Source organism: Pseudomonas acericola (SeqCode), from assembly GCF_053456465.1.
On the sequence record NZ_JBRFJB010000013.1, the window covers coordinates 1 to 16,931 of the forward strand.

General features: G+C 59.8%; 12 protein-coding genes, 2 tRNA genes and 1 pseudogene. 4 read left to right on the forward strand and 11 right to left on the reverse strand.

Annotated features, from left to right (window positions below; genetic code table 11):
- Positions 1 to 125: 125 nt before the first annotated feature.
- Positions 126 to 260, reverse strand: a pseudogene (locus ACU688_RS27270) (NAD synthetase); the annotation flags it as partial.
- Between the two features lie 187 nt (positions 261 to 447).
- Here ACU688_RS27270 and ACU688_RS27275 point away from each other — a divergent pair.
- A complete protein-coding gene (locus ACU688_RS27275) occupies positions 448 to 936 on the forward strand; it encodes an Hcp family type VI secretion system effector (protein ID WP_448187123.1) in 489 nt (162 codons plus the stop codon).
- A gap of 15 nt (positions 937 to 951) precedes the next feature.
- Here ACU688_RS27275 and ACU688_RS27280 read toward each other — a convergent pair whose 3' ends face one another.
- The 3 genes from ACU688_RS27280 to ACU688_RS27290 form a co-directional block, all read right to left on the reverse strand.
- Positions 952 to 1,392, reverse strand: a complete 441-nt coding sequence (locus ACU688_RS27280; protein ID WP_448187124.1) for a hypothetical protein — start codon at positions 1,390 to 1,392, stop codon at positions 952 to 954.
- Positions 1,392 to 2,318 carry an Ssp4 family T6SS effector gene (ssp4, locus tag ACU688_RS27285; RefSeq protein WP_448187125.1) on the reverse strand — a complete coding sequence of 309 codons (927 nt, stop codon included), beginning with the start codon at positions 2,316 to 2,318 and terminating at the stop codon, positions 1,392 to 1,394. The genes ACU688_RS27280 and ssp4 overlap by 1 nt, the downstream gene beginning before the upstream one ends.
- Positions 2,319 to 2,531: 213 nt before the next feature.
- Positions 2,532 to 4,835 (reverse strand): YgiQ family radical SAM protein, encoded by a 2,304-nt coding sequence (locus ACU688_RS27290; RefSeq protein WP_448187126.1) that lies wholly within the window; start codon positions 4,833 to 4,835, stop codon positions 2,532 to 2,534.
- A 215-nt stretch (positions 4,836 to 5,050) separates the two neighbouring features.
- Here ACU688_RS27290 and ACU688_RS27295 point away from each other — a divergent pair, with 215 nt between their 5' ends.
- Positions 5,051 to 9,019 carry a dermonecrotic toxin domain-containing protein gene (locus tag ACU688_RS27295; RefSeq protein WP_448187127.1) on the forward strand — a complete coding sequence of 1,323 codons (3,969 nt, stop codon included), beginning with the start codon at positions 5,051 to 5,053 and terminating at the stop codon, positions 9,017 to 9,019.
- Between the two features lie 6 nt (positions 9,020 to 9,025).
- Here the strand turns inward: ACU688_RS27295 and dnaB are convergent, their stop codons facing one another.
- The 7 genes from dnaB to rnr all read right to left on the reverse strand — a co-directional run bounded on the left by dnaB (position 9,026) and on the right by rnr (position 16,339).
- Positions 9,026 to 10,423: a replicative DNA helicase gene (gene dnaB, locus ACU688_RS27300; protein ID WP_429478770.1), complete on the reverse strand. Its 1,398-nt coding sequence runs from the start codon at positions 10,421 to 10,423 to the stop codon at positions 9,026 to 9,028.
- Positions 10,424 to 10,533: 110 nt separating this feature from the next.
- Positions 10,534 to 10,980 carry a 50S ribosomal protein L9 gene (rplI, locus tag ACU688_RS27305; protein WP_003171376.1) on the reverse strand — a complete coding sequence of 149 codons (447 nt, stop codon included), beginning with the start codon at positions 10,978 to 10,980 and terminating at the stop codon, positions 10,534 to 10,536.
- Positions 10,981 to 10,998: 18 nt separating this feature from the next.
- Positions 10,999 to 11,892: a YybS family protein gene (locus ACU688_RS27310; protein WP_448187128.1), complete on the reverse strand. Its 894-nt coding sequence runs from the start codon at positions 11,890 to 11,892 to the stop codon at positions 10,999 to 11,001.
- A 36-nt stretch (positions 11,893 to 11,928) separates the two neighbouring features.
- A complete protein-coding gene (gene rpsR / locus ACU688_RS27315; RefSeq protein ID WP_003171373.1) occupies positions 11,929 to 12,159 on the reverse strand; it encodes a 30S ribosomal protein S18 in 231 nt (76 codons plus the stop codon).
- 29 nt (positions 12,160 to 12,188) lie between these two features.
- Positions 12,189 to 12,611 carry a 30S ribosomal protein S6 gene (rpsF, locus tag ACU688_RS27320; protein WP_003217491.1) on the reverse strand — a complete coding sequence of 141 codons (423 nt, stop codon included), beginning with the start codon at positions 12,609 to 12,611 and terminating at the stop codon, positions 12,189 to 12,191.
- 339 nt (positions 12,612 to 12,950) lie between these two features.
- The gene (rlmB, locus tag ACU688_RS27325; RefSeq protein ID WP_038851248.1) at positions 12,951 to 13,706 is read right to left on the reverse strand and encodes a 23S rRNA (guanosine(2251)-2'-O)-methyltransferase RlmB; all 756 of its coding nucleotides are present in this window, start codon (positions 13,704 to 13,706) and stop codon (positions 12,951 to 12,953) included.
- Entirely contained in the window at positions 13,703 to 16,339 is a 2,637-nt protein-coding gene (gene rnr, locus ACU688_RS27330; RefSeq protein ID WP_207046636.1) for a ribonuclease R, read from the reverse strand. The genes rlmB and rnr overlap by 4 nt, the downstream gene beginning before the upstream one ends.
- A 224-nt stretch (positions 16,340 to 16,563) precedes the next feature.
- Here rnr and ACU688_RS27335 point away from each other — a divergent pair.
- Positions 16,564 to 16,650 (forward strand) — tRNA-Leu (locus ACU688_RS27335).
- Positions 16,651 to 16,803: 153 nt separating this feature from the next.
- Positions 16,804 to 16,890 (forward strand) — tRNA-Leu (locus ACU688_RS27340).
- The last annotated feature ends 41 nt before the right edge of the window (positions 16,891 to 16,931 follow it).

Here is a 16,931-nt window from a genome sequence, read left to right on the forward strand (position 1 = left end):
ACCGATATGTGGCGCGCTACAACAGCGTAAGGCGCCACAGCTACAACGGATACCATTCGCCAATAGCAGCAGAAAAGTTAGCGGCGTGAGAACCGAAAAGAATGTCCGAAATTACTGGACCAGTTCACACCCGCGCCGACAATCGCCGGATCCGCATCGATGGCGGCAAACAACTTACGCAGATCAATACTGCTTTCCACCCTCTGCCGCGTCGTCAGATGCGCACTGGGAAACCCGTCTTTCAACACACTGGAAGTCATCCCTTTACTCCGGTTTTTCACAAGAGCGCAGAGGGTAAAGACTGGGCATCGCTTAAAAATGTCAGAAGATTCGCCTTATACCGACAGGTACTTCCTGAACACGGTGTAGCGCCTTGTAGGCCATGTCCCGAATAGGAAAAAGTACGCCCCGCGCCACTACCGGCGGACACCAGTACAGGGAACGACAATGGCAACTGATATGTTTTTGAAGTTGGGCGACATCAAGGGCGAATCAAGGGATCAGACCCATCGCGATGAAATCGAGATCAGCCGCTGGGGTTGGGGCATGTCACAGACGGGCTCGATGCATAGCGGCAGCGGCGGTGGTGCGGGCAAGGTCAATATCGATAACCTGTCCATCTCGAAAGTGATGGATAAGTCCTCACCCAACCTGATGATGGCCTGCTCCACCGGCAAGCATTACCCGGAGGCGCGACTGGTGGTGCGCAAGGCCGGGGGCAGCAGTGCCGTGGAGTATCTGGTGATCACTCTGAAGGAGGTGATGGTGATTTCCTACCAGTCCGACGCAGTGAAAAACAGCGACGAACTGACAGAGGTCATCGGTTTGAATTTCGCCAGCGTCGAAGTCAGCTACCAACCGCAGAAAGCGGACGGCGGCAAGGACGGCGGCGCGGTGAAATACGGCTGGAACATTCGTCAGAACGTGAAGATCTGACCACGCAAGCCAAGGCTACAACCCGGCCTTGGCTGCCTCTCGCAGTCGGCGCACGCCCACCAGTTTGCCCACCAACGCCCGATAGCCCTTGCTGTTGATCAACAACAACCCCAGCAGCGGCCAGAACAGGCATTCGCTGTAGAGAAACCAGTGCGGCTCGTAGGCCAATGTCGGCAGGGTCACCAGCAGGCACACCACGAAAAACCCGACCATGCCCCACACCGCCCAGGCATGCCCGCGCACCACCAGGAAGTTGCTGTTGGTCACGAACAGCGCGGCGAAGAGCACGACGAACCAGGACGCGGTGGCATTGGTGGCGACGGGCACGTCGGCAAAATACGTACTGGCCGCCAGGGAAATCGCAGCAGACCCACCCAGGCAGCCGGCGAGAATCACGCCGATGAACGCAGGAAAATGCGCCAGCAAAAACGGTTTCAGGGACGGCACGCCACTCATTATTCGCCCTCCTCGTACAGGCCGATCGCGAAGGTCTTGGCCTGTTTGTAGTTGTCCGAGCGTTTCAGCCCCCAGACACTCGCGCCTGCGCCCATTGCATCGCCCAATTGCACATAGGTGGCGTGTTTGAGTTGCGTCGGGGTGAAGCGCTTGGGCAACTCGCCGCTCATCTGCAGCAGTTTGCGCATCTTGGTGGACATTTGCGGGTCGGCGACTTTGAGCAGCTCTTTGGTGAGTTTTTCGCGCTCATGCCCGTTCAGGCCCTTGAGCACCTGGCGCATGCTCTTGCCGGTGGCGGCGCGGGTGACATTGACCAGCTTGACGGTGGTCAGTGCCGAAGCACCGACGCCCACCAGGGCGGCGCCATCGAGCACCTTGGTCGCGGTTTGGTACCACTCCTCGCTGTCCAGGTAGTCGTTCATCGCCGGGTTGCTGATTTCGTTGCGTGTACGAAAACCGCCCACCAGGCAGGACACGGTGCTGGCAGACGCTGCGGTATAGCCGATGGCCGTCACCACGGTGCTGGCGCCAGCGGTGAACGGGATGGCGATGGTGCCACTCAACACCACCAGCCAGCCGATTACCGCGCCGGTACAGGCCAGGGTGGTGTTGAAGGCCTCGCTCATCAGCCGCGATTCACGCGGGTTGTTCAGCACCTGGTCGGCGAACTGGGCCGGGGCGATGTACTTCTGCGCCTCGCGGATAATGATGCGCTTGGGCAGGATGCTGCAGATGGGCTTGAATTCACGCAGGGTGACGACGTTGAAGTCGGCATCGATGTAGACCACGCCGGCGCCGACAATCGCGGGGTCGGCGTCGATGGCGGCGAACAGGCGCGGTACGTTGATTTCGCTTTCGATGCGCTGGCGCGCCATGAACTGGGAGCGGTTGGAGTCCATGCCGATGTTGGCCAGGGGGTTGCCCATGGGGGTGTTCTTCCTTGAATCAGAGAGTGACTGGACTGGCGCCTTCGCGGGCAAGCCCGCTCCCACAGTTGACTGTATTCACAATTCAAAAATGTGGGAGCTGGCTTGCCTGCGATGGCGATTGCATGGCCGACACCTTAACAAACAGGTTCACCAGAGAATAGAAAGCAAAACGCCAGCACGGGGCTGGCGTTTTGCTTTCTCAGGCGTCGATCAACGCGGCACTACCGGCTTGCGCGCAGGCTTGCCGCCCTTGCCCTTGGCCGCATCGCTACGTTCCTTGGCGGCCTGCTTGTTGCGCGCCTGGGCCGCAGCCTTGGCTTGCTCACGCTTATCCCACGGGTTGCTGCCGTCGCTGCCGCGCGGTGGCAAACCGGTGTGCTGGGTGAGGATCTTGGTGGTGGTTTCCTTGGCGACCTTATGGCTGCCAGCCGGCGTCGAGTTCTTGCGACGGGCGCTCTGGTAGCTGTCGGTAGACGGCTGGTGCAGCGGGATCAGTTGGTCCTTGCCCGACCCGATGAGGTCGGCGCGGCCCATGCGGGTCAGCGCTTCACGCAGGATCGGCCAGCCTTTCGGGTCGTGGTAGCGCAGGAACGCCTTGTGCAGACGGCGCTGGTCTTCGCTCTTGACGATGGTCACCGCGTCGCTCTTGTAGGTGACCTTGCGCAGCGGGTTCTTGCCCGAGTGGTACATCGCGGTGGCAGTGGCCATCGGCGACGGGTAGAACGCCTGCACCTGGTCGGCGCGGAAGCCGTTGCCTTTGAGCCACAGGGCCAGGTTCATCATGTCTTCATCGGTGGTGCCCGGGTGGGCGGCGATGAAGTAAGGAATCAGGTACTGCTCCTTGCCCGCTTCCTTGGTGTACTTCTCGAACATGCGCTTGAACTTGTCATAGCTGCCAATGCCCGGCTTCATCATCTGGTTGAGCGGACCTTCCTCGGTGTGTTCCGGGGCGATCTTGAGGTAACCACCGACGTGGTGGGTCACCAGCTCCTTGACGTATTCCGGCGACTCGACGGCGAGGTCGTAGCGCAGGCCGGACGCGATCAGGATCTTTTTCACCCCCGGCAACGCACGGGCGCTGCGGTACAGCTGGATCAACGACGAGTGGTCGGTGTTCAGGTTCGGGCAGATACCCGGGAACACGCACGACGGCTTGCGGCACGCGGATTCGATTTCCGGGGTCTTGCAGGCGATGCGGTACATGTTCGCGGTCGGGCCGCCGAGGTCGGAGATCACGCCGGTAAAGCCTGGGACCTTGTCACGGATCTCTTCGATCTCGCGAATGATCGACTCTTCGGAACGGTTCTGGATGATGCGGCCTTCGTGCTCGGTGATGGAGCAGAAGGTGCAGCCGCCAAAGCAGCCACGCATGATGTTCACCGAGAAACGGATCATGTCGTAGGCCGGGATCTTTTCCTTGCCGTACACCGGGTGCGGGATACGTGCGTAAGGCATGCCGAACACGTAGTCCATTTCTTCGGTGGTCATCGGGATCGGTGGCGGGTTGAACCACACGTCCACTTCACCGTGTTTCTGCACCAGGGCGCGGGCGTTGCCTGGGTTGGTTTCCAGGTGCAACACGCGGTTGGCGTGGGCGTACAGCACCGAGTCACCACGGACTTTTTCCACGGACGGCAGACGAATGACAGTCTTGTCACGGGTCATGCGCGGGCTGGCCAGGATCTGTACGACCTTGGCTTCTTCAGGGTCATCCACCGGGCCTTTCTCTTGCTCGATGGCGCAGGCCTGGGTGTCCTGGGTGTTGACGTACGGGTTGATGATCTTGTCGATCTTGCCCGGGCGGTCGATACGGGTGGAGTCCACTTCGTACCAGCCTTCAGGCGTGTCACGGCGAATGAACGCGGTGCCGCGCACGTCGGTGATGTCTTCGATCTTGTGGCCCCACGACAGGCGCTGGGCGACTTCGACGATGGCCCGCTCGGCGTTGCCGTACAGCAGGATATCGGCGGCGGCGTCGATCAGGATCGAGTTGCGCACGCGGTCTTGCCAGTAGTCGTAGTGGGCGATGCGGCGCAGGGAGGCTTCGATGCCGCCCAGTACGATCGGCACGTTCTTGTAGGCTTCCTTGCAACGCTGGCTGTACACCAGGCTGGCGCGGTCCGGGCGTTTGCCGGCCATGCCGCCGGGGGTGTAGGCGTCGTCGGAGCGGATTTTCTTGTCGGCGGTGTAGCGGTTGATCATGGAGTCCATGTTGCCGGCCGCGACGCCGAAGAACAGGTTCGGCTCGCCGAGCTTCATGAAATCGTCTTTGGACTGCCAGTTTGGCTGGGCGATGATCCCGACGCGGAAGCCCTGGGACTCCAGCAGCCGGCCGATGATCGCCATACCGAACGACGGATGGTCAACGTAGGCATCACCGGTGACGATGATGATGTCGCAGGAATCCCAGCCAAGCTGATCCATCTCCTCCCTGCTCATCGGCAGGAATGGCGCAGGACCGAAACATTCGGCCCAGTACTTGGGATAGTCAAATAATGGCTTGGCTGTTTGCATGACGGTGACCGGTGTTGAGATGGAAAATCGCGGGCGCGGAATATAGCACAAATTTTGACCAATTCCGACGGTAATGGTCGGCTTTTACCACGCCTTATTCTTTATCCGGCCATAGACCTGATCTGAAGCCCGCAGGGCCTAATCCGATAGGCCCTTGCCGCACGGCACCCTGAATAGGCTTTCGCAACTCCCCCCCTATTCTCCTGGACATGCCGATGAACAGTGGCACCGTTTTATCCACCCCCTCCCAGGGCCCCGACGCCCACGCAGACTTCATCAAGACCCAGCTCCCCACCTGGCTGGTCGAGGCAGCAGCGGACATTCGCGCGGCCCTGCGCGACAGTTTGCTCAAAAGCAATCAATCCAGGCATCAGCTTCGAGCGATCCTCGCACGCATCCAAAGCCCAGAGGCGTTCGCCCTGCCCCTGCTCGAAAAAGCCTTGAAGAGTGAATACCTGACGCTGTTGAACGCCAAGACGTCGATCCTGGTCCGCGAGTGGAAAGCCAGCCATCTGCTTGGGCTGTTGCACACCCATGCACGCACCACCGAGCAATCCCTTCTTGAAGCGGCGCTGCAAAACTTCGAGGCGTCGGAGGCACAGGACGATGGCATGGACGCGGGCTCGGGGATTTTCAACACAAGCCCCTCCGGCCGGATTGATACGCTGCAATCACCCACCCTCTTTGCCGGTTTCTGCCGCAGGCTGGATCTGGGCGAAAAATACCTCAGCCATATTCGCGCGGTTATCAAATCCAGCGCGGTGGTTCGTGGACACTTTCGCGAGCATGAACAACACAGGCTCGCCGTGGCCGCTCACCTGGCCTACCTCAAGGGCGACCTGGCACAAACCCTTTACGAGAACTTGGCCAGCCTGACAGAGCATGGCCACCACATTGGCCTCACTTGCAGCCATCTGACAGTCGATGGGGTGGTGCTGCCCAGCGTTGTGGTGTTCTACGACACCCGGGCCACGACCCAGCCTATCCTTTACACCCCCGAAGATCCGGTAGCCGCCATACGCCTGCATACGTCGATGCAGGAGCTGGAAACACAGCTCGCTATACGCCTTATGCAACCGCAATACCTCGCCTTTTTCAAAGGCCTGGTCCCCGTACACCTGCGCGAGTCATTGCTGGCCGTAAAGCCCAGCTGGGTTGATTGGCTACCGGTGGGCTCACCTGGAAAAATCAGGCCCGCCAGCCTGGAAAAACCGCTGACACTGACCGGCATTACCGGCAATTTGTTCCACGCCATCGCCTTGAGGCGTTTCGCGCAGATCGAAAGCGACGCTTGCGCCGTGGCAGTTCCCACGGCGCAGGCCGACATCGTCAGCCGACAAAAACGTTTGCAGTTTTATATCGACCTCGGCAAATCCCTGCTGTTTTTCGCCGCATCGTTCGTGCCTATCGTGGGTGAGGTGCTCCTGGTTGTGACCGGCGCTCAATTGATCGGCACCGTCTACAACGGATTTGCCGCCTGGAGCCGGGGCGATAGCCAGACAGCGCTCAACGACCTGCTGGATGTGATCGACAATGTGGCCATGGCCGTCGCCACCGCCGGCGTTATCAAAGCCGGGCGCTTCACCGCGGGACTGGTGAAAGTGCAGGTGCGTAACCAGGGATGGCGCCTGTGGCACTCCGACCTGGAGCCTTACCGCCACCCGGACGCCCTTCCCAGCCATTTGCCTCCCGACAGGCAGGGCTTATACCAGCAGGGGAGCCAGCACTACCTGAAGCTGGATGATCAGCTCCATGGGGTTCGACGTGCACCCAATGGAGAGCAATGGGAATTGTCGCACCCCACTGATCCGAAGGCGTACGCCCCACCGCTGCTCAGCAACGCGTCCGGCGGCTGGCGCCACGTACATGAGACGCCAACGGACTGGGACAACCTCAAATTGATCAAACGCCTGGGGCCCGATGCCGCCAACATCACACAGCCCAGCGTCGAGTCGATCTTGCTGCTCAGCGGCGTAGATACCAGCGCTCTGCGCCAGGCCCACGAGGAGATGGTCCGCCCACCGCCCTTGCTACGCGACACCGTCAAAGACTTCAACCTGGACCAGGAAATCAACGCCTTCAATATGGACCGGGCCGAAGGTGCCGCTGTCACAGCGCACTCGCCACTCATTCAGTTTCACCTACTCGGCTCACTGCCCGAATGGCCCTCTTCGTATGTGCTTAAAGTGGTTGATGAACAGCAGAACAGCTTGCTGAGCTTCGGCAGTGGACCGCGTGAGATCAACGTCAGTGACGCGAGGTTCAGGCGGGGCGAACTGTTGCATGTGGTGCAAGAACAGATGCCACAAACCGAGTTCAACGCGCTGTTGCCTACCCCCTTCATCGACTACTTCACCAAAACCGAAAACCTGGCCATGGCGCTGACCAAGCAGCTCGCACAAAAAAGACAGTGGTTGTTTTCCCAACTCAAAGCCGCGAGTGACACCGCCGTTACACCGGCGGAAAAAAGCATCCGCGCACTCCTACCGCAATTGTCCAAGAGCCAACTCGAAGAAATAGAGCCCACGCTGACGCAGACAGAGCAGCAGAACCTGCAAAGGGGCGAAGGCTTGCCCGCCACGCAGCTCATGGAGGCGAATGAGTACCGCGCGGTGACGACGGCCACTCGGCTCAACAGCAGTGTTTTTCTCGAATCGCTACGTAGCCATGAAAGCGTGCCCATGGTGCTGTACACCCTGGAACAAATTCCCGGCTGGCCGGCTGCCCATAGATTCGAACTGTACGATGGCAGCCCCGAAGGCCCGCTTTTGGGAAGCATCGGCGGGGCTGGTGCCAGCGAGCGCCATGTCTTGGTCCGAGAAGGCGAACGGTATACCGTCCACGACGTTCAAGACGCGCAGCCACGCTATCCCCTCCCGCTGCCTGCTGCGCTTGAACAAACACTCTCTACAACTGAGCGCAGTACGCTGTTCAGCCAGTCGGGCACAGCCTCCGTTGAGCAAGCATTGCACAGCACCGGCCAGCGCCTGCTTGCCAGGAGCCAGGTGCCTTGCCGGGCCGTGCCGCCGTTGCCACGGGCGCCCAACGCGGCAGGGCTGCCACTCGACCCGTTGTTCGCTGAAGCCTCCCCCCCCACCGGGCTGACAGTGCGGACAGACACCCTGCATCAGGCACCGTTGCTCACGGACGGCAGTTTTCGCGACTACATAAAGGACAACGAGAAATACTATCGAGTCAAACGTGATCCCCTGGGCTACCGACTGATTGATGCCCGCAGCCCGTTCAGGTTCTATCAACCCTACGTGCGCAATAAAGCGGGAGGCGGCTGGGAAATTGATCCCGCCAAAGGAAAACTGCTCGGCGGGGCCGGCTCACCCGCGCCTTCGCATGAAAGCATGGAGTCCAGTGACGCGTTTGAGTCGGCACACTCCTCCAGCCCATACGCGTCGGCCGAAGAGGGCCTGGTGAATGTGCAATACACGCCCCAGGAACTGACCCATATGCGCACGTTGCGCAGTTACCAACACAGCCAGAACTACCGGGGCATTTATGACCGAGCCAACAATGGTCGATACCCATTGCGCGATGAACAGGGCCGTCCGACGCGCATCCGGCTCCTGCAGTCGCAAGGCAAATCGCTAACGTCTGACAACGTGTATGCAAGCAGTCCGCTTCGACCGTTCATCCAGTGGGACGGCTATGAAAACGTCGCAATACATTATGAAGACAAACTTGAGGTTGTGCCTTTCACGGCGGCCCATCAGAAGTTTCCCCAAGAGGCGGCACTGATCGGCCAAGCCACGGTGATCAGTCGACGCCCCCTCGCAAAAGGTGAAGCGCTCGGGGTCTACGGCGGAGATATGCTCCCTCTGTTCGTCGCCAAAGCCCGACGAGACCCTTACCTGATGGCCATCAAGGATGTCAGACCGACCACGCCTTTCGCCGTGAATACCCAACTGGTGCTCTCCGGGGACAATGCACTGTCACGGATCAACACCATTTTCGAGTACGACGCGGCGGGCTTTCCGACCCGGCAGGCCAGCACGGGCTACAACGTTGAAGCGGCGCAGTTTCGAGTGCAAACCCAAACAGGCAGCACCCCTCAGGAGCAGTTGATCCTCACCGGGCTGTTTGCGGGCGAGGATATTGCGGCCGGCGCTGAACTACGCTGGAACTATCAATACGACGAAACCACCATCCGCAACCTGTTTCCCAGGCCCTAGACGTGGTTACTCATCATCGTCGAAGTTGTAGCTGCCTGGCGCGAGGTTTTCAAAGCGCGTGTATTTACCGATGAACGCCAGGCGGATAAAGCCGATCGGGCCGTTCCGCTGCTTGCCGATGATGATCTCGGCGATACCCTTGTGCTCGGTTTCGGGGTGGTACACCTCGTCACGATACACAAACATGATGACGTCGGCGTCCTGCTCGATTGCACCCGATTCCCGCAAGTCGGAGTTCACCGGGCGCTTGTTGGGACGTTGTTCCAGGGAACGGTTGAGCTGGGACAGCGCCACCACCGGGCAGTTGAATTCCTTGGCCAGGGCCTTGAGGGACCGGGAAATCTCGGAAATTTCGTTGGTGCGGTTGTCGCCGCTGGAACCGGGGATCTGCATCAATTGCAGGTAGTCGATCATGATCAGGGCGATATCGCCGTGCTCACGCACCAGGCGGCGGGTACGGGCGCGCATTTCCGACGGGCTGATGCCTGCGGTGTCATCGATGAACAGCTTGCGGTCGTTGAGCAGGTTGACCGCCGAGGTCAGGCGTGGCCAATCGTCGTCTTCCAGGCGACCGGCACGGACCTTGGTCTGGTCGATACGGCCGAGGGACGAGAGCATCCGCATGATCAGCGATTCACCTGGCATCTCCAGGGAGTACACCAGAACGGTCTTGTCGCTGCGCAACACGGCGTTTTCCACCAGGTTCATCGCAAAGGTGGTTTTACCCATGGATGGACGGCCGGCGACGATGATCAAGTCGGACGGTTGCAGGCCGCTGGTCTTCTCGTCGAGGTCGGTGTAGCCGGTGGAAATACCGGTGATGGCATTGTCAGTGTTGAACAAGGTGTCGATGCGGTCGATGGCCTTGGTCAACAGCTCGTTGACGCCCACCGGGCCGCCGGTTTTCGGGCGCGCTTCGGCGATCTGGAAGATCTGGCGCTCGGCTTCGTCAAGAATCTCGGCGGCGGTGCGGCCTTCTGGGTTGAAGGCGCTGTCGGCGATCTCGGTGCTGATGCCGATCAACTGGCGCAGGGTGGCCCGCTCGCGGACGATCTGCGCATACGCCTTGATGTTGGCGACGGACGGCGTGTTTTTCGCCAGCTCGCCCAGGTAGCCGAGGCCGCCGACTTGGGAGGTCTGGCCTTCCTTGTCCAACTGCTCGGCCAGGGTCACCACGTCGATCGGTGAGTTCTGGTCGGCCAGCTTGGCGATGGCGCGGAAGATCAGGCGGTGGTCATGGCGATAGAAATCACCGTCCGAGACTTGATCCAGCACGCGTTCCCAGGCGTTGTTGTCCAGCATCAAGCCACCGAGCACGGCCTGTTCGGCCTCGATGGAATGCGGCGGCACCTTCAGGGCAGCGGTTTGCAGATCGTATTGCTCAGGAGCTGAAATATCGTTCATGGCCACTTGGAATTTGGGGTGTGTAGAAAAACAAAAGGCACGACCTGTAAACAGGATCGTGCCCGATGTTAACTGCCTGGCACGCGAGGTGCCAGTCAGTTAGGTGCGACTTAAGCTGCTACCACGACAACGCGTACGGTGGCTTCAACTTCGGCGTGCAGGTGCACGGCTACGTCGAATTCGCCTACGTTGCGGATGGTGCCGTTCGGCAGACGAACTTCGCTCTTCTGCACTTCAACGCCGGAGGCGGTCAGTGCATCAGCGATGTCGTGGGTGCCGATCGAACCGAACAGCTTGCCTTCGTCACCGGCGGTGGCAGTGATAGTCACTTCCAGCTCAGCCAGTTGGGCAGCGCGAGTTTCGGCCGAAGCTTTTTTGTCTGCTGCTGCTTTTTCCAGCTCAGCACGACGCTCTTCAAACGCAGCCAGGTTGGCAGCGGTTGCAGCGGTGGCTTTGCCGTATGGCAGCAGGTAGTTACGACCGTAGCCGGCCTTAACGTTCACTTTGTCGCCCAGGTTGCCCAGGTTGGCGACTTTTTCCAGAAGGATCAGTTGCATGTGAAAATCCTCTAACTTTTAACCTTCACCGTTCGCGTTATCGGCGTCTTTCGACGCCAGACGACCGCGAAAATCAATCAGGCCGTCGATAATGGCCAAGACCACGAGTAACGGATAGATCAGCTGCATGAACAGCAACAGCGTGACGTACAACCCCACCAGCCAAAACTTGGCCAGGCGCTTTCGCGCAACCAACCCATGAATCAAGGCCAGCCCGGCAAACACCAGCGGTACGCTGCAAATCGGCGCCAGCAAGGCCATCTGTGGACCGAAGTTCGGCCCGACAACCATGCACGCCAGCAGCAACATCGCCGGCCCCGCAGGAATTCTGATACTGCGAAATTCGCGACCAAAACCACCCGAGTTGTACAACAACGCCTGCCAATAACGCCCAACAATCAGGCTCAGCACGCTGACGACCTGCAACAATGCCGCAATCAGGCCGGTCAGGACCGGGTCAATCAGTGACGCAAACCGCGCTCGCTCATCTACCGACAATTGCTGGTAGAGATCCCCGAGGGCCATCGGCAGGATCTTGACGATCTCTTGCGACAACCCTTCGATTTGCGGGCGGAAAGCCGCGCCAAGCATCACTGAGTACACCAACCCCAATGCCACGCTGACCAGCAGCGTGCGGACCCAGGACTCACTTGCGCGTAAAACCAACGCAAGGCTCGATGACCCCAGCAGTACCAGAAGTACCCGTGGATCACCCAATTGCAGCCACCAGATCAAGGCCGGCAACAATCCCAGGGCAAGGACGCCAAGGGCGTCCTTCAAACCGCGCCGCAGCAGCACAAGGCAACCCGCGGCAGCACCCAACCAATAAAGCAACGGCAATGCCGCACATCCAGCCACTACCAGAGTGGCCTGCACACGACCGCGCATGATGAACTCAGCTAAGGCGCGCATGCATTCAATCCCTTACTACTTATCGACTGCCCGGTCTCAGCGGCCGTGGCTGTCGGTGTAGGCCAGCAGGGCCAGGAAGCGGGCGCGCTTGATAGCGGTGGCCAGCTGACGCTGATAACGAGCTTTGGTACCGGTGATACGGCTTGGAACGATTTTGCCGGTCTCGGATACGTAGGCTTTCAGAGTGTTGAGATCTTTGTAATCGATCTCCTTCACTTCTTCAGCGGTGAAGCGGCAGAATTTACGACGACGGAAGAAACGTGCCATTTGATAGGCTCCTTAATAAGGTCCGTGGATTACTCGTCAGCGTTGTCGCTGTTGTCGCTGTCATCACTATCAGCGCTTTCAGCGCCTTCGTGCTCAGGACGGTCGCGACGCTCACGGCGCTCACTGCGGTTTTCTTCAGCCTTGAGCATCTCGGATTGGCCGGTAACGGCTTCTTCGCGACGGATGACCAGGTTACGGATCACTGCATCGTTGTAGCGGAAGTTGTCTTCCAGCTCGGCCAGGGCCTTGCCAGTGCACTCAACGTTCAGCATCACGTAGTGAGCCTTGTGAACATTGTTGATTGCGTAGGCCAGTTGACGACGGCCCCAATCTTCCAGACGGTGGATTTTGCCGCCGTCTTCTTCGATCAGCTTGGTGTAACGCTCAACCATGCCGCCGACTTGCTCGCTTTGATCCGGGTGGACCAAAAAGATGATTTCGTAATGACGCATGAATGCTCCTTACGGGTTGTAGCCTGCCGCTCAAAAACGGTCAGACAAGGAGTGAATGACACTTATGGATCTTGCCGAAGGGGGACACATCGGTGCCCGCCAGGAAGGCAAGGGGCGCAATTGTAGAGAAGGGGGAGGAAGCGTGCAAGGTGATTGGTGATTATTTGAACAATCTTCCCAACACCCAGAAACAACTGTGGGAGCTGGACTTCTGTGGGAGCTGGCTTGCCTGCGATAGCAGCACCTCGGTGTTACTGAAAGACCGAGGTATCTGCATCGCAGGCAAGCCAGCTCCCACACAAGCCCTGCTCCCACAGGATCTTGCGTGACGCTTGAGCCTTATTTCTTCGGCTTGGCCTTGGCGCCACGCTGGCGCTGGGCTTCGAACAGGCACACGCCGGTGGCAACCGACACGTTCAAGCTGCTGACGCTACCGGCCATCGGCAAGTGCACCAGGTAATCGCAATGCTCACGGGTCAGGCGACGCATGCCCTTGCCTTCGGCACCCATGATCAGGATGGTCGGGCCGGTGAGGTCTTGGTCATAAATGCTGACCTCAGCCTCCCCCGCCGTGCCCACGACCCACAGGCCGCGCTGCTGGAGCTTCTCCAGGGTGCGCGCCAGGTTGGTCACGGCCACCAGCGGAATCACTTCCGCCGCACCGCAGGCAACCTTGCGCACAACCGGTGTCAGGGTGGCCGACTTGTCTTTAGGCACGATCACCGCCAGCGCGCCGGCGGCATCCGCCGAACGCAGGCAGGCGCCGAGGTTGTGCGGATCGGTCACGCCGTCGAGCACCAGCAGCAACGGCGCGCCTTCGGTGCGATCGAGCAGCTCGTCGAGCATCGCCTCGCCCCAGACCTGACTCGGACTTACGTCCGCCACCACGCCTTGGTGAACGCCTTCAACCCAGACGTCCATTTCACGACGCTCGGCCTGGCCGATGGCCACCTTGTTTTGCGTGGCCAGCTCAACCAGCGCTTGTACACGCGGCTCGCTGCGACCTTCCGCCAACCACACCTGCTTGACGCGTTTCGGGTGGTGACGCAGCAGTGCTTCTACGGCGTGGACGCCGTAGATTTTTTCCAGACTCATGACTTGGCCTTAGGTTTGCGCGACCCGCCGCTTTTGGCAGGGGCCGAACCCGCTTTCGGCGGGCCTTTACGATGTTTACTTGGCTTGCTCGACGGCTTTTCCGCCCCGTGGGACTTTCCCCCAGACGCCGCTTTACCACCGCTTTTGGCTTCGTTGAGCAACTGCTGCTTCAACTCGCGACTCTTGCGCAGCTCGGCGTTTTTCGCCGCGGCGTCGCTTGGGCGGTAAGCTTCGGGAGCCTTTTCCTTGGTGGACGAACGACGACCAGCCTTGGCGGCTGGCTCAGGCTCAGCCGCTTTCGCAGGAGCGCCCTTGCCTTTGCTGGCAGGTGCGGTCGGCGTGCTGCCACGATTTTTTTTGCGGCTACCCGGCGATTCGGCTGGCTTGTCAGACATCCCGAAGTCGATCTTGCGCTCGTCGAGATCGACGCGCATGACCTGCACTTCCACGGTGTCGCCCAGACGGAAGCTGCGCCCAGTGCGCTCGCCCGCCAGGCGGTGATGCACAGGGTCGAAGTGGTAGTAGTCACCCGGCAAGGCCGTGACGTGTACCAGGCCTTCGACGTAGATGTCGGTCAGTTCGACGAACAGACCAAAACCGGTCACGGCCGTGATCACGCCCGGGAACGTCTCGCCTACGCGATCCTTCATGAACTCGCACTTGAGCCAGTTCACCACGTCGCGGGTGGCTTCGTCGGCACGGCGCTCGCTCATGGAGCACTGCTCGCCCAACTGTTCCAGGGCCGCTTCGTCGTACGGATAGATCCGTGCCTTCGGAATGGTCATGGCACCGGCGCGCTTGACGTGCGGGGTGTTCTGCTTGGAGTGGATCACGCTGCGGATCGCGCGGTGCGTGAGCAAGTCCGGGTAGCGACGGATCGGCGACGTGAAGTGGGTGTACGCCTCGTAATTCAGGCCGAAGTGGCCCTGGTTATCGGCGCTGTACACCGCCTGGCTCAGGGAGCGCAGCATCACGGTCTGGATCACGTGGTAATCCGGGCGATCCTTGATGCTGGCCAGCAAGGCCTGGTAGTCCTTCGGCGACGGGCCATCCTTGCCTTTGTGCAGGGACAGGCCGAGCTCACCGAGGAACGCGCGCAGTTTTTCCAGACGCTCCGGCGGCGGGCCGTCGTGCACACGGTACAACGCAGGAATCTCATGCTTCTTCAGGAACTCAGCCGTGGCCACGTTGGCCGCCAGCATGCATTCCTCGATCAGCTTGTGCGCATCATTACGCGTGGTCGGGGTGATTGCGGCGATCTTGCGCTCGGAACCGAAGACAATCCGGGTTTCCTGGGTTTCAAAATCGATCGCGCCACGGGTATGACGGGCGCCCAGCAACACCTTGTACAGCGAGTAAAGCTGCTTGAGGTGCGGTACCACGCCAGCGTATTCAGTACGCAGGGCCTTGGCTTCGCTGGTCTTCGGCGTTTCCAGGATGGTGCTGACCTTGTTGTAGGTCAGGCGCGCCTGGGAGTGGATCACCGCCTCGTAGAACTGGTAGTCGGTCATTTCGCCGGTTTTCGAGATGGTCATCTCGCACACCATGGCCAAACGGTCGACTTTCGGGTTCAGGGAGCACAGGCCGTTGGACAGCTGCTCAGGCAGCATCGGGATCACGCGCTCAGGGAAGTACACCGAGTTGCCGCGCACCTGGGCTTCGTTGTCCAGGGCCGAACCGATCTTCACGTAGCTGGACACGTCGGCAATCGCGACGAACAGCTTCCAGCCGCCGGAGAACAGGCGCAGCTTGCCCGGCTTGGCTTCGCAGTAGACCGCATCGTCGAAGTCGCGGGCATCTTCGCCGTCGATGGTGACGAACGGCAGATGGCGCAGGTCGATGCGTTTTTCTTTGTCTTTTTCTTCCACTTCCGGCTTGAGCTTGGCGGCTTCTTTCAGCACAGCCTCAGGCCAGACGTGAGGAATATCGTAGGTGCGCAGCGCAACGTCGATTTCCATGCCCGGCGCCATGTAGTTGCCGACCACTTCAACGATATCGCCCTGCGGCTGGAACCGTGCGGTTGGCCAGTGGGTGATCTTCACCTCGACGAACTGACCGACCTTGGCGGCGCCGTTGCGGCCCGGGGTGATCAGCACTTCCTGCTGCACCTTCGGGTTATCCGGAACGACAAAGCCGATGCCGCCTTCTTCGAAGTAGCGGCCAACGATGGACTCGTGGGCGCGGGACACCACTTCGACGATCACACCTTCACGGCGACCACGACGGTCGAGGCCGGACACGCGCGCCAGCGCACGGTCGCCATCGAACACCAGGCGCATTTGCGCCGGGCTCATGAACAGGTCGTCGCTGCCGTCGTCCGGGATCAGGAAGCCGAAGCCGTCACGGTGACCGGCGATGCGGCCCAGGATCAGGTCGAGCTTATCCACAGGCGCGTAGGTGCCACGGCGGGTGTAGATCAGTTGTGCGTCGCGCTCCATGGCACGCAGGCGGCGGCGCAGGGCTTCGAGCTGGTCTTCGGTGGTCAGACCGAATTCTTCAACCAACTGCTCGCGGCTAGCAGGCGAACCACGATCGGCGAGGTGCGCCAGGATCAGTTCGCGGCTAGGAATAGGGTTTTCATATTTTTCCGCTTCACGAGCGGCCTCGGGATCGAGGGACTGCCAATCGGCCATTAGAGAGTTTTCACCTTGTCTATATGCGGGTTAGTTTGGCATACGCGTATTGAAACGGGAAATTTCAGGCATCAACAAGCGTTTAAAAGCCCTTTGGCGCCCTTTCCAGGCACCTTGCACGACCATTGGCGAAATATTCCAGGAATTTTTCATGGCAGGGGTTTACAGCTCAATAGGCCCTCCGTATAGTGCGCGCCATCGACGACGTCAACGTTGTTGATGTTGCCCAGGTGGTGAAATTGGTAGACACGCCAGCTTCAGGTGCTGGTGATCGCAAGGTCGTGGAAGTTCGAGTCTTCTCCTGGGCACCAAATTCAGATCAAACCCGCGAAAGCGGGTTTTTTCGTTTCAGGCCTTTGATTTTTAAAGTAAATCCCAAATTATTTTTTTGAATCAGGGGTTTACAGATCTAAAAGCCCGCCGTATAGTTCGCCCCATCAACAGCGGCAACGTTGCTTGATAATGCCCAGGTGGTGAAATTGGTAGACACGCCAGCTTCAGGTGCTGGTGATCGCAAGGTCGTGGAAGTTCGAGTCTTCTCCTGGGCACCAAATTCAGATCAAACCCGCGAAAGCGGGTTTTTTCGTTTCTG